This window comes from Limnoraphis robusta CS-951 (genome assembly GCF_000972705.2).
Genome location: NZ_LATL02000087.1, coordinates 1 through 14668, shown reverse-complemented (window position 1 = coordinate 14668; position 14668 = coordinate 1). Strand labels below are relative to the sequence as shown.

Genomic DNA, 14668 nt, shown 5'->3' with positions numbered 1-14668 from the left:
GTTAGAGCCTTCGGCTTAACGGCGAGATGAATTTTGACCAACAAAGAAAACTGAGCGAAGCGAATCCTACATGGCTTGGCATACTTGTGTAGAACAGGCTAATATTGAGATGGGTTTCGCCAAGAAAAGCAATGCTGTCCTTAACTTACGAATTTAAGCTGATTCCGGATCAACGCCAAATCGAGGTAATCGAAAATACTTTGAATGTTTGTCGTTCGGTCTGGAATTTTGCTTTAAGGGAAAGAAAGGACTGGATTAATTCTCGCAAATCCCCAGTCAACTCTTGCTCACTGGAAAAGGAATACATTATTCCGGCAGATACCCCTTATCCTGGTTATCACAGTCAAGCGAAAGCTTTGACAGAAGCCAAGAAAAAGGATGAAAGGTTGTCCTGCGTTAACGCCCAAGTGCTACAGCAAGTGTTGAGGTCGTTGGACAGGGCTTTTGTCGATATGCAGTCAAAGAAGAAAGGGTTTCCTCGCTTCAAGAATAAATATCGACTGCGCTCTTTTGTTTACCCTCAAATGCTCAAGGATTGTGTTCAGGGCAATCAGATCAAACTCCCTCAATTGGGGTGGATTAAATTTAGAAAGTCCAGGGATATTCCCGAAGGTTTCGAGGTTAAACAGGCGAGGATTGTGCGACGGGCATCAGGTTACTTCGTGATGCTTTCTCTACAATTGGATGTCAGTGTCCCTGATGTTCCATTCCACGGGCATCCCTTGGGCATTGACTTGGGGTTAGATAAATTTTTAGCAACCTCCGATGGGGAGCTTGTTGCAAGACCTCGATTCTTGAACCAACTACACCGTGAGCTGAAATTGCTACAACGTAGATTAAGAAATAAGCAAAAAGGGTCTAACAATCGTCACAAGCTCAACCAACGGATTGCTAGGTTACACCAACGCATTTCTGATACTAGAAAAGACTGGCATTTTCAATTGGCTCACCATCTTTGCGACCAAGCCGAAGCCATCTTCATTGAAGACATAAACTTCATCACTTGGGCAAAAGGAATGTTGGGCAAACATACCTTAGATGCTAGTTTTGGACAGTTTGTCACCATCCTTAATTGGGTGGCATGGAAGCGGGATGTTTTTGTCGCCAAGGTGGACAAGAATTATACTTCTCAAATCTGTCCTAACTGCGGGTTCCACACGGGCAAAAAGTTACTCTCCGAAAGAGAACATAATTGTCCTGAATGTGGATATAAAACCAATAGGGATGTGGCTGCCGCACAGGTGATCAGAAATCGTGGTATTGAATATGCGCTAGGGCATGGCGTATCTGAAAATGTCTGTGGAGACGATCTAGCGGGGGCAGTAATGCCTAGCCAAGAGTCTGTGAAGCAGAAACTTTTAGGTGTGAATCTAAGAATCCCCCGGAAGAATTGCTTTAGCAATTAACGGTGGGAGTATGTCAAGCGGATAATCAGTTTATCCACATTGCTATCCACTTTGGGGCTAAAATAGGGTCTGAGAGAGACTGAAATCAGGTAGTTTTGTATGGGCGATACTGGACTTGAACCAGTGACATCCTGCTTGTAAGGCAGGCGCTCTACCACTGAGCTAATCGCCCGTTTTTCGTTGTTTCACTATTATAGCACCAAACTGTAAAATAGGAACAATTTATTTGCTCAAATCAGAAATTTGTTGAGCTGTTGCTTATGCCTTCTGGCCAAACTCACGATCGCATTACCCTGTGGATCTTACCTGTTGTCACAGGTTGGACATTAGGGCAAACTCGCAGCAGCCATCTTACCCTAATTGTGGCGGGTTGTTTTCTATTTAGTGGCTTGATGTTTGGCCCTGATCTCGATATTCAACGCTCCTACCATTTTCAACGCTGGGGGTGGTTGCGTTGGTTGTGGCTTCCCTATCAAAAGAGTGTCCGTCATCGCTCGTTCTTGTCTCATGGGCCGATCATTGGGACAGCAGTACGAGTCTTGTACCTAAGCGTTTGGGTGATCATTTTGGCGACGCCTGTAGCCGTAATTGCTCGAGGGGTTTGGGAGGTAGACTGGAGTTTATCTGAACTGGCTCGAATGATACTGCGATCGCTATCCCAACATTCAACCGAGTGGTTAGCAATTTTTATCGGTTTAGAATTAGGTGCAATGGGTCATTACCTAAGCGACTGGGGAGGATCAGCGTACAAACGAATTCAAACTCAAGGCTTAGGGGGATTTCTATCAAACTTGGTGAATAAACGGCTTAAAACTCCAGGGATGATCAGATTCTTTTCTCAAAAAACTCTACCGAAGAAACGGAAATCTCCCTCAACTCGTCGGAAAACCTCTGTTTCCGTACCGAAGCGGAAAACTTCTGTCAAAGACTAAAAATTAATCACTCAACTTTTGGGTTTTGCGTTCGTTCAATTTCAATAAAATTTCACCATGAACCGCTTCGGTAATCGGATAGAAATAGGTGAGAATGATCCCACATATTAATACAATAGCTGGAATCGGGGCGATCGCAAACCGAATAGCAAAAATAGCAGAATCCGGTTGTTGGGGGAGTGCTTGTCCGGGAACTCGTTCGAGAAATCCCGAAATTTCCAAAGCTTGTCCAACGAGAAACAATCCCCCAGCTAATCCTAATTTTTGTAAAAAGACCATAAACGAATAAAAAATTCCTTCGCGTCTTTTCCCGGTATTCAACTCATCTAAATCAACCACATCCGGTATCATTGACCAAGGAATCAGATAAGCCGTTGACACCCCAAAACCCGCAATAATGGCTAAAATATACATCAGAGAAATCTGACCGGGTTGCAGAAACCACAATCCGATTTGAGCAATAATCCATAAACTCACCCCCATAAAATAAACAATTTTTTTACCATAGCGTTTACTGATAGCACTCCAAACAAATAACATGAGAATCGCCGTACCCTGAACCGAGATAGCTGTCAAATAAAAATCAATCGTTGAAAGCTTCATGCGATTTTCAACATAGTAGGGAAGAATCGCCGCAGTGAGCTGAACCCCTAGCCAAGAACACAAATAAATTCCGGTAACATATAAAAACGGACGATTTTGAAAGACAATTTTAACTTGTTCTAACAAAGGTAAATTTGAGGATGAATCGGTTAAACTATCCGAGGTTTTAGGTCTTAAAGTGCGATGACGAGTGCCTAAAAAACACCAAAAAATCGGTAAAACCGAGAGAATTCCACAAACCAAACCTAAAATCAGATATTGTTTTTTCAGATCATCTGGGAATATTGTGGCAATGACCAAGGCTAAAACCAAGGAAAAAATACTCCCTCCAATGGAAAAAGCAAAACGAAAACTATTCAGACTGGTGCGTTCGTGGTAATCCGATGTGAGTTCAGGCGTGAGAGCTGCATAAGGTAAATTAACAATGGTATAAAGGAGATTAAAAATCACCGAAATAGTAACGTAGTACCAAAACAAAACCCAAACATTGGTACTGGGAACAATCCACTGTAAAAAGAAGAAAATCCCAAAGGGAATCGCCCCAAAAATCATCCAAGGATAACGCCGTCCCAAAGGATGAACGGTGCGATCGCTGAGTACCCCAATAATCGGATCATTAATCGCATCGGTGACTTTGCCAATCATATAAACACTGCCAGCAAGTCCCGCAGGTAAACCCGCGACATTCGTTAAAAAAACCAATAACACAAAAGATAGAAGATTAGCCGTAATTGCCGTACCCAGATCACCTGCACCATAGGCGAGTTTCGTTGCAAAATTCAGCTTTTCAGAAGTGGGCAAGGGGTCGGGAGAGGATGGGGAGGACTGAAGACTCATGGAATTATTCCAAATAATCGTTGATTGAAATTACAACCCAGGTGAAAGAGTTTCAGGTGTTCTCAACCGAATCTGTAGGGGGATTGTATCAACAAATAAACGCGATATCCTAGAACTATAGCTCAATTCACTCCAATTTCCATCGGGAGTAACTCAGTCATGGCTTCTCTTGGCAATCGTTTTAATCAATTTATCGGCAAAACTCGCTTTGTCGTCTGTCGCCTATTTCTGCATTTAGGGGGAACGGAGGTTTCACCGTTACTCGGTGTTCTCAACCAAGTCGCTCGTAATACCATAGACGCGGAAGGGGATCTCGAAGTGTTGGGGGAGGGACTGGTTGAAATTTGTCAAAACTTACTGCAATACGATATCTATTGGCAATCGGCGAGCAATGAAGGTTATGTTCTCTGGAATGAAGGGGAAACTGCCGATTATGTTGATGAACTGTTCACCGACTCGGCTCAACGCTATCTCTCCCAACCGTTAGAAAATCTAGCCAACCGCGATGATCAACCGTTGTCTTTACCGACAACAGCCAATCTCGTGGTGATGATAACCATCGCCTGTGAAGGGGAAGTTCCGGATCTCGAAACCGATTTAGCGAGTGTGGAAGCCATGCAGCAAGGCTTAAAAACTATCATGAATCTGCATTATCAAAATCGCCTACGAGCGGTTCAAATTCACTATTCTCCCGCCCGTTTTGGAGATGAACTCACCAGTGATCAACTGTTGCAGAACTTTCCGGAACTGATCCCGCTCTAGAATGATGATCGCAAAACCCCAAAGCTGTTTTCAAAATTCCATCTTAAGAAAATCTAATTTTGATTTATGTTGCGTAAATTGATCATTGTTTTAATGTCGGTGTCGTTGTGCTGGACAACCCTTGCCTGTGGTTCGTCGAACACAACCACTAATCAAACTCCGACTCAAACGGCTAGCCAAAATCGAACACAGGCTAACGTTGGTGAATATCCCGTTCAGCAAGCCGAATATAACGATGCGAACGGTGAATATACCCTGATGCTGCTCAATACCCCAGCCGGAACCCCGCCTGTTTATCGGACGACAAACCTACAAATGGCGCGTCTGACGGATGAACAAATCCAAGCGGGAAAAGGGACTTACGCTCAAATTCAAGGCAATCAAGCCACATTGTATCTGACGGAAGACTTTAAAATACAATACGTTCACAATGTCACTGAAACCCGAACGAATCCTTCTACAGGACAACAGGAAGTGGTTGTCGTGCGTCAACAGTCGAGTTTCTGGCAACCTTTTGCTGGGGCTTTTATCGGCAGTGCGATCGCTAATACTTTGTTTGCACCCCGCTATTACGTTCCTCCCGTTTATCAACCCGGTGGTAACTTAGTCGGTTATGGCGGTTATGGCAATACCTACGATAGTGCTGTTCGCGATTATAGCTCCCGTTATAATTCCCCGCCTCCTGCGGTGAGAAATCGCCAAGTTCTCCGAACCACTGGAACTGTTGCATCCCCTTCTAACAACCGCACGACTCGTTCTCCTTCTGGAAATGGGAGTCGTTCGACGGGATCAGGAGTGGGCGCGAGTGACTTGCAACGACAACCTAATCGAACTCGTCCTTCTCCGACGCAAAAACGAACCCCTAGCTTTGGGAGTGGCACTTCCAGGAGTCGATCCGGGGGTGGCACGAGACGACGCCGTTAACAACTCAAGAGAGTTTGACTTGCAAAAATAGAGGGTAGAAGGTATTTGCACTCAACAAATTCTCTACCCTCTGGGCTAAATTGACGTTAAAAATGTCAAGCATGATCCTCGCTAAAAATTGAGAGTCGAAATATAATAGGATCAACTCGTAACTGTATAGAAACTTGCTCAGTAATTAGCAACAGTCAGACGACGAATCTGCTCGGAAGTTTTTTCAAGTTTGAATCCTTGAAAAATCTAAAAACCTACAAGAATAAAGTTGAGTTCTGAGTATGTTTAATGCAACTGCTATTCTAACAGATGCCTTTGTAGAAAGACTGCAAGCCGGATACCGTCGTACCTATGGCGGTTATAAGCCAGACTACCCAGAAATTATTTCGTGGGTTGGCACAATGGCATTAGAAAATATTGCCAACTGCGACGCCCTCTATCACAACGTCGAACATACGATGTTAGTGACATTAGTCGGACAGGAAATCATGCGGGGTAAACACATTCGCGAAGGGGGTGTGACTCCCGAGGATTGGTTGCACTTCATCATATCCTTATTATGTCACGATATTGGTTATGTCAAAGGGGTTTGTCGCTGCGATCAAGAAGTCAATGGACTTTATGCAACTGGGATAGGGGATGGAATGGTGACGATCCCAGTGGGGGCAACCTCGGCGAGTTTAACTCCCTATCATGTTGATCGAGGAAAATTGGTGATTGATGAACGATTTGGCGGACATAAATTAATCGATGCTGAACAAGTGAAACGCAATATTGAACTCACCCGTTTTCCGGTTCCGGCTGATGAAACCTATCAAGATCGAAATAATTATTCGGGTTTAGCAAGGGCGGCTGATTTAATAGGTCAACTCAGTGATCCTCGCTATTTGAAGAAAATTAGTGCATTATTCTACGAGTTTGAAGAAGTCGGAACTAATAAAGTTCTCGGCTACAAAACGCCCGGAGATTTACGCAAAAATTACGCTAAATTTTACTGGAATGGTGTTTTCCCTTATATTCCGGCGGCATTAAGATATTTGGAATTGACTCAAGAAGGCAAACAAGTTGTCGCTAACTTGTATGCAAATGTGTTCCAAGTTGAAAACGAATCTCGGATTATTCAAGAGATCAATAATACCCGTTTTGGTGCTGACTCCAATGGAAGTCTTTCTTTGGGCGACATTGATTCAGAAGCCAAAGAACTCCCCAAATTTAGCGAATTAACCGAACTGAATCTATAATGGTTGAGCGGAGTTGATTGAAAATTCAGTGGAACAGCCAACAGTAGAAACTCAACAGCGTGTTCAACAGCTTAGGCATCAGCTACAACAAGCTAGCTATGCCTATTATGTTCTCGATGAACCGATCATCGAAGATGCAGTCTATGATCGGTTGTATCGAGAATTGCAACAGCTTGAAACAGACTATCCTCAGTTCATTACTCCCGATAGTCCGACGCAACGAGTGGGTGAAAAACCCGCCACACAATTTACATCCGTTCAACATAATATTCCTCTGTATAGTTTAGAAAATGCCTTTAATACAGAAGAGTTAAAAGCCTGGGAACAACGCTGGAAAAAAGTTAAAAATACTGAAGAAATCGAGATTAAAGATTCAGATCCTCTCTACATTTGTGAACTAAAAATCGATGGTTCTGCCCTGGCTTTAACCTACGAAAATGGCTTATTAATTCGAGGTGCAACGCGGGGAGATGGCGTAACAGGCGAAGAAATTACCCAGAATGTTAAAACAATTCGTTCTATTCCCTTGCGGTTAAAATTAGAAAATCCCCCGCCTATTGTAGAAGTTAGAGGCGAGGCGTTTTTATCCCTAAATATCTTTGCCAACATTAATAAAGAACGTCAACAAAACGGTGAAACCCTATTCGCAAATCCTCGCAACGCCGCAGCCGGAACGTTAAGACAACTAGACTCAAAGATTGTTGCAAAAAGACAGTTAGATTTTTTTGCTTATACCCTACATTTACCAGACGAAACAGAATTGCAAACTCAACAAGATGCGTTAGAATTGCTGCAAGAAATGGGCTTTAAAGTCAATCCTAACCGTCAACTTTGCCCCTCATTAACGGAAGTTCAAACCTATTTTCAAGACTGGGATAGCCGACGCCAAAATTTACCCTACATGACGGATGGTGTTGTTGTTAAAATTAACCCATTAGACCTGCAAAAACAACTCGGTTTTACGCAAAAATTCCCCCGATGGGCGATCGCACTCAAATATCCCGCCGAAGAAGCCCCCACGCAAGTGAAAGCCGTTACTGTACAAGTGGGGCGCACAGGGGCTTTAACCCCCGTCGCTGAGTTAGAACCCATCCAACTCGCCGGAACTACCGTACAACGGGCGACACTACATAATAGCGATCGCATCGCGGAATTGGATCTGCATATTGGCGATACTGTAATTGTTAGAAAAGCCGGAGAAATCATCCCCGAAGTGGTGCGTATCCTCCGCGAATTACGCCCTACAAACGCCCAAAGCTTCAAAATGCCCACCCACTGCCCGGACTGTGGTCAACCCGTTGTCAAGCCCCAAAACGAGGCGGTAACACGCTGTATTAACACCTCTTGTCCGGCAATTTTACGGGGTTCATTGATTCATTGGTGTAGTCGAGATGCGTTGGATATTAACGGCGTTGGGGATAAATTAGTTCAGCAGTTTGTTGAACAAAAATTGGTTGATTCTGTTGCAGATTTATATGAATTAACCGTTGAAAAACTGACTAAATTAGAACGCATGGGCGAGAAGTCGGCGACAAAAATTGTCAATGCAATTCAAACTTCAAAAACTCAACCTTGGGCGAGGGTATTATATGGGTTGGGAATTCGTCATGTGGGGAGTGTGAATGCAGAGTTATTAACTCAAAAATTTCCCAGTGTTGAACAGTTAGCAACCGCAACACCCGCCGATATTGAAGGGGTTTATGGGATTGGGGTAGAAATTGCCCAAGCCGTTTATCAATGGTTTAAAGTTCCTGCTAATCAAACGTTAATAGAACGGTTAAAACAAGCGGAATTAAACTTGAGTTCTCAACCTTCTCAAACTGAAAGTTCATCCAAAAAAGATTTAACGTTATCCGGTAAAACCTTTGTTCTTACGGGAACGTTACCCAATTTAAAACGAGATGAAGCCAAAACGTTAATTCAAAATGCAGGCGGAAAAGTTACGGGTTCAGTTAGTAAAAAAACGGATTATGTCGTTGTCGGAGAAGATGCAGGTTCTAAACTCACAAAAGCCGAAGAATTAGGAATTAAACAGTTATCCGAAGCCGAACTGTTAGAACTGTTAAATAATCCCCAGTAGGGACCTATGGCATATGCCCTTAAACAAATTCATATAATTTTGAGGGTTTAGAGCGTGAAAAAGTTTGATGATGCAAGTCTTGTCTCTTTAGAAGAGATGATACTATGTCCGGTTGATTAATTCTGTTATGGGGTGGGTTTAAACAGTGAACAGTGACCAGTGAACAGTAACCAGCGCAAACTTGCGACCCGGCGGTTTCCGTCGGTAGCAAAGTTTGTAAGAGAGTGAACAGTAAAAACTGGTAACTGATAACTGTATAACTGTAAACTGTAATGAACCCGCCCCTACAGAATCATTATTGATTAGTCGGACATGATATGATACTATGAAGTAAATTTTGTTTGATCATTTTGTTTTTCACTCAAGTAGAGTTTTAGACTACGTTGCCAAGTTCTGCCGAGCCATAATGCACTGACTAAAATCACAATTTCCTCAATAAAATGGACTTCAACTTTAGATAGTATTCCCATGACAGGATAACTTCCAAATAGAAAGAAAAAGTTGAAAATAAAGAAAGTACAGAGAGCAAAAATTTGATTTTGAATTTGTTCTAAACTAAGTCTAGGATTCTGCTTAAGTTGATAGGTTATATAAACTTTTTCGAGTTTTCTTCCACAGAAGTAGCCTCCCCATGTAAACAAACCGAGTGTTAGAGGAACTGCAACTAACTTGGGAATTGGACTAGGATTTCCAAAGAGATAAAATCCTGGAGCCATAACGGTTGCGATTTGATTGTTCTCATGTGTCCAAATCCCTGATAAATAGTAATTCCAGTTTCCCGCATAGAGATTGTAGTAGAAAAAGTAGCCAATCACTAAGCCCACATAGCCGTAGTAGAGAAATTTCCGGCTGGGTTGATTAATTCCTGACCAATAAGATTTTTCGGCATCAATATCAATACAAGGATGTTGACAACCAGTACAATTACTTTTTTCATCTTTTTTAGAGTTGCTAACTCGACACATTGATTGTGTAATTGTTTGCTTGCTGGTATGAGCCTCGCTCGTGAATAACCCTCTCGGTTCACCAAAAATTCTTTGAACGGGATACATCGGACAGAAGTATTGACACCAGGATTTGCCGTCATAGAGATAACCGACGAAAATTGCTGATGCAATGATGATTAAGCAAATTAAACCTAAAGCCCAAGGTTCTGCGTTAAAAAACAGAAGACGACCACACAAACCGACATAAAGTAAGCCAAATTGTAGATAGGAATGATTACGAGACAACCATGAGTTTTTAGGAACTCTCACAACCTCCTGATGTATTGCACCTGTTAGTGAGTTAATTTTTTGATGTTTTCGTTGTATTCCTAATGCTCTGGGAATTTGAGATATAAATGATAGAGGACAAATTCGCCGCCACAGTTCATGTCCAAAAACAAGCAGAATAAAAATTGCACTTGGAACCACAAAACCCCAGAAAATTGTTGTTCCTAAAGGATAGGGCTTTTGTTCCAAGCAAACTCCTTGCACTTGAATACAAGTTTCTATATTGAAGCTGAAAGGACTCCAAGGATGATTGGGAGCAGTCAATTGTGGTGAAATAGGATCATAAAATAATGAAAGAATCAGAACTAACCAGCTCAAAGTTAGAAACCACCGAATTAAGTGCATCTGTCGCTCAGAAATTTGATGGAACATTGCCAATTAACTCCATATTGATGATCATATCATTAATGAGCTGTAATTTATTCTCTCAGCTTTTTCTTTTAGACCTGATCTTCAGAAGCAGCACTTTTAGAACTGTTAAATAATCCCTAGTAGGGGCGTATGGCATACGCCCTTAAACTTTCAAACGTTAGGTTAAAGTCCAAATTCGTCCATAGTTACTGGGAATAGTTAAATCATGTTCTTCGTCTGGGAAAATGTTTGCTAAGTTAAAAATGGGATCATCTTTTCCATGTAGTTCTTCTTGAAAATTTCCGCTATAATTTGAGGGAAGCTGAAAGTTGGAAGCATCAGGAAGTTTGAATCGAATCGTTTGATCTTGATCCGTAAAATTCAGCGCAATGAGACTAACATCTTGATCCAGTTTCCGATAGAGAATCAAAACACCATGAGACTGGTAACGTTCATAATGATTGTCAAAATAGTAACTGTCGTCATTTAACGAACGAAACTGAGCTTTCTCACGGCGTAGTTTAATCAGTTTACGCACTAAACTGATCATTTTTTGACCAATTCTATCATAGAAATAATCCCAACGAACGGGCCGAAAAAGCACGACTCGAATTGAACCTTCTGGTGGAAGATAATAATTTTCGGCAAATTCTTGACCCTGCCACAGTAAAGGAATCCCTTTTGCTGTTAAAATACCCATGATGTAGGGTTGAACTTTGAACCAGTGGTTATAGCGATCGCCTTCTTTTAAGAAATATTCACTCTGACAAGGTTCACAACCCCAGTTACAAATAAATCGGGGATGATCGTGGGTTTCGATGTATTGAAGGGCGGTTTTAGCTAGAGTATCATTCTGATTACTCACTTGATTCGGATAGCCGTATAAACTATAACTTAAGGCTAAACTGTGGAATAAATTTTCTTTACCAAGAGCCACTTGTTTAGAAGTATACAAGGTTTGATTTTGCCAAGTACAATTGCTGTAACTTTGCTGTAAAACGCCTTTGGGATCTTGTAACTGTTCAGCACATTGAATCAGGTTGATTGTATCATTATTAAAAAATCTCTGCCAGTTTTTCCAATTTGCACCTTTTTGTTGAACAATTTCAGCTTTACTTTTTACTTCTTGGTAAGTGTTATAGGTTAAATTAGCATAGCCTTTCCCTTCTGGCCCGTCCCAATATCCGGGAACAAAATCATACCGAAAACCATCAATATGATATTCTTCCAATAAATAACAGTTAACCGTAAAAAAGAAGTCTTGAATAAACTGATGATTAAAGTTTGTACATTCATCTATTTGCCCAAAACCATCTTCTGCAAAAGCTCCCATCAACACATTTTTATGTTTTAATTGTCTGTACAAATAGCAATAAGCAAAATGTTCATCTGTGTGGGAATAAACCATATCTAAAATTACAGCAATTCCTCTGAGATGAGCCTCATCAACCAACTTTTTCAAATGTTTGGGCTTACCAAAGCGCTCATCAACTCCAAAATAGCCAATCGGTTTATACCCCCAGTCTATGGTATTCACCACATTAGAAATCGGCATTAAATTAATACAATTAACTCCGAGATCTGCTAGATAATCCAATCGTTTAATTGTTTCTTTGAGATTGACACCAAACTCACTGATCATCAATTCATAGATGACTAAATCTTTTAAAGCTGGAGTTTTCCATTCTTTTTCTTCGTGTTTACTCCAGAGATAATCTTCTTGTCCCACCGTCACAGCCGATGCCTTTCCTCTGCCAAATTCTCGCGCAAACGGATCAATAATCCAATCAATTTCATCTTCTGAATTTTGCAGTTTCAAGCAATATCGATAAACATAACGTCCCGTTTTCCCCCAACTGGAATTTTTATGATATTTATCCTCGGGTTTGAGATGAACTTGACCTAACCAATAGTCTGGGGAGAGTGAATCATTTTTATAATCTAAGTGGCTGGGTTTTAATTCAAATTTATGGGGTTGAATGTCTTGTATAAACTGGTCATTTTCATGGATGATTTTGACAAAAACTTGATAATCTTTCTGAATAGAAATCTCGGGAATCAATAAGGAAAACTCTATCAAACAAGGATTTTTAGGGTCAATCCTCGCACCAAGCTTATCTAAGGGTAAACGTTCCATAGTATTAGAATTCCTCGGATTAGTTTTTGGGACAATTTATAAAATGAGCGTTTCAAGCCAACTTTAACAGAGATTATACAGGAATTGATAGTGTTCAACACAGCTAAATCCGTTACAAAAGACGATTGAATCTAAGTTGTAGCAGGTTCAGGGGATTAGCGGGATCGCCCCAAGAATTCCCAATCAGTGTAAGAGGGGTATAAGAGGGTTTAATTGTCCAATTTCAGCAAATTGATCACAAGTTTCTCAGCTAAAATACTCATTCTCCTGTAAACTGTCTTAAGATTCTCTTTAGCAAGTTAGAAAGGCTTGCTGAGAATTGTCAATCCTTGAGTAATACCCTCAATGGATTTGGGAAGCTCATTCACCATTGGATTCAATGAAATTGCGTTTAACCCCTAAAAGTTGGTGTCACATTCGCGTAAAACAGGCGATGGGATTTCTCAAATATCTTTCTTTGGTCATTTTGACATTGTTGATCACCGTTTCGGTGGCGAGTTTCAAGAGCGAAGCTGTTGTCAATCCTCAACCCTTCCAAGAAATTCGCGGCGTTTGGATGACTAGCAACGATACCGATATTCTGCGGGATCGTCCCCAATTACAAGAAGCAGTTAGCCAACTGGGACGGTTGAACTTCAACACGATTTATCCAGTTGTGTGGAATTCTGGCTACGCGCTTTATCCGAGTGCGATCGCCCAAGCCGCAGGGATTCAACCTTTTATCCGCAAAGGATTACAAGGACAGGATATTTTAGAGGAATTAGCAACAGTTGCTCATCAGCAAAACCTATTAGTAATTCCCTGGTTTGAGTTTGGATTTATGGCGCCTCCGACGTCGGAATTGGCGTTAAATCATCCTCATTGGTTGACTCAAAAACGGGATGGAAGTCAAACTTGGATAAGTGCAGCAGGTGAAGTCGTTTGGCTAAACCCATTTCATCCGGAAGTTCAGAAGTTAATCACCGATTTAGTTTTAGAAGTGATTACTCAATATAACGTCGATGGAATTCAGTTTGATGATCACCTCAGTTTACCCAATGAATTTGGCTACGATCGCTATACGATTTCGCTTTACAGACGACAAATGAATGCTGATCCGCCTGCGAACCCCCAAGATCCAGCCTGGATGCGTTGGCGAGCCAATCAAATCACAGAATTTGTGAAAAAACTCAATAAAGCCATCAAAGAAAAACAGCCGAATGCGATTTTTTCGATTTCTCCGAATCCTCTTCATTTAGCCTACAATACATACCTACAAGATTGGGTGAGTTGGGTTCGACAAAATTTAGTGGATGAATTGATTGTACAGGTTTATCGTCCTGATATCAATAGTTTTATTTCGGAAATTATGCGACCAGAAGTTCAAGAAGTTCGCAAAAAAATTCCGACTGGCGTGGGTATTCTCACAGGTTTAAGAAATCGACCTGTTCCGATGCGACAGATTCAGGCGAAGGTACAAGCGGCGCGTCAACAGGGTTTAGGGATGTCTTTCTTCTTTTTTGAAAGTCTCTGGGATGAGGCTCCTGAACCAATTCAAGAACGACAATCTTATTTTCAAGCGTTGTTTAATTTACCCGCAACTCGAACCTTAAGTTCAGCCGCTTCTGCGGTGACTTCTGAAGCTTCACCGCCTTCAAAAAACTAAATTAAGGAGAGAATAAAAACCACTAAGACACTAAGACACTAAGAGCGATCTTGGTGTCTTTTTTGTATTGATAGAAGAAAGACCACAAAGACACTAAGACACAAAGGAAAGATTTTGTCATCTTTAATAAAAGATTACCCAGTTTATAGCAATTTTTCCGAATGGTGAGGTTAAAAAATTCTAATTTTTTGAAAGTCTCTGGGATGAGGCTCCTGAACCAATTCAAGAACGACAATCTTATTTTCAAGCGTTGTTTAATTTACCCGCAACTCGAACCTTAAGTTCAGCCGCTTCTGCGGTGACTTCTGAAGCTTCACCGCCTTCAAAAAACTAAATTAAGGAGAGAATAAAAACCACTAAGACACTAAGACACTAAGAGCGATCTTGGTGTCTTTTTTGTATTGATAGAAGAAAGACCACAAAGACACTAAGACACAAAGGAAAGATTTTGTCATCTTTAATAAAAGATTACCCAGTTTATAGCA

The 14668-nt window shown here is 41.3% G+C and carries 10 protein-coding genes and 1 tRNA gene; 7 read left to right on the top strand and 4 right to left on the bottom strand.

Annotation, left to right across the window (positions count from 1 at the left end):
• Window positions 1–131: 131 nt before the first annotated feature.
• On the top strand, window positions 132–1406 hold the full coding sequence (locus WN50_RS07755) for an RNA-guided endonuclease InsQ/TnpB family protein (protein ID WP_046280170.1): 1275 nt from the start codon (window positions 132–134) through the stop codon (window positions 1404–1406).
• Window positions 1407–1506: 100 nt separating this feature from the next.
• Here the strand turns inward: WN50_RS07755 and WN50_RS07750 are convergent.
• Window positions 1507–1578, bottom strand: a tRNA-Val gene (locus tag WN50_RS07750).
• An 88-nt stretch (window positions 1579–1666) separates the two neighbouring features.
• Here WN50_RS07750 and WN50_RS07745 point away from each other — a divergent pair.
• Window positions 1667–2338 (top strand): metal-binding protein, encoded by a 672-nt coding sequence (locus tag WN50_RS07745; protein ID WP_046278699.1) that lies wholly within the window; start codon window positions 1667–1669, stop codon window positions 2336–2338.
• 3 nt (window positions 2339–2341) lie between these two features.
• Here the strand turns inward: WN50_RS07745 and WN50_RS07740 are convergent, their stop codons facing one another.
• Window positions 2342–3778 (bottom strand): MFS transporter, encoded by a 1437-nt coding sequence (locus tag WN50_RS07740; RefSeq protein WP_046278700.1) that lies wholly within the window; start codon window positions 3776–3778, stop codon window positions 2342–2344.
• Between the two features lie 159 nt (window positions 3779–3937).
• Here WN50_RS07740 and WN50_RS07735 point away from each other — a divergent pair, with 159 nt between their 5' ends.
• The 4 genes from WN50_RS07735 (at window position 3938) to ligA (ending at window position 8776) form a co-directional block, all read left to right on the top strand.
• The gene (locus WN50_RS07735; RefSeq protein WP_046278701.1) at window positions 3938–4540 is read left to right on the top strand and encodes a DUF1517 domain-containing protein; all 603 of its coding nucleotides are present in this window, start codon (window positions 3938–3940) and stop codon (window positions 4538–4540) included.
• Window positions 4541–4606: 66 nt separating this feature from the next.
• Complete coding sequence (locus WN50_RS07730; RefSeq protein WP_046278702.1) at window positions 4607–5464, top strand: hypothetical protein; 858 nt, start codon at window positions 4607–4609, stop codon at window positions 5462–5464.
• Between the two features lie 272 nt (window positions 5465–5736).
• Window positions 5737–6696 (top strand): Npun_R2479 family HD domain-containing metalloprotein, encoded by a 960-nt coding sequence (locus WN50_RS07725; protein WP_046278703.1) that lies wholly within the window; start codon window positions 5737–5739, stop codon window positions 6694–6696.
• Window positions 6697–6724: 28 nt separating this feature from the next.
• Complete coding sequence (gene ligA, locus WN50_RS07720; protein WP_063847372.1) at window positions 6725–8776, top strand: NAD-dependent DNA ligase LigA; 2052 nt, start codon at window positions 6725–6727, stop codon at window positions 8774–8776.
• Between the two features lie 323 nt (window positions 8777–9099).
• Here ligA and WN50_RS07715 read toward each other — a convergent pair whose 3' ends face one another.
• Window positions 9100–10422 carry a 4Fe-4S binding protein gene (locus WN50_RS07715; RefSeq protein WP_152964740.1) on the bottom strand — a complete coding sequence of 441 codons (1323 nt, stop codon included), beginning with the start codon at window positions 10420–10422 and terminating at the stop codon, window positions 9100–9102.
• Window positions 10423–10579: 157 nt separating this feature from the next.
• Complete coding sequence (locus WN50_RS07710) at window positions 10580–12538, bottom strand: alpha-amylase family glycosyl hydrolase (protein ID WP_046278705.1); 1959 nt, start codon at window positions 12536–12538, stop codon at window positions 10580–10582.
• Window positions 12539–12917: 379 nt separating this feature from the next.
• Here WN50_RS07710 and WN50_RS07705 point away from each other — a divergent pair, with 379 nt between their 5' ends.
• Window positions 12918–14183: a family 10 glycosylhydrolase gene (locus WN50_RS07705; RefSeq protein WP_049558640.1), complete on the top strand. Its 1266-nt coding sequence runs from the start codon at window positions 12918–12920 to the stop codon at window positions 14181–14183.
• Window positions 14184–14668 lie beyond the last annotated feature (485 nt).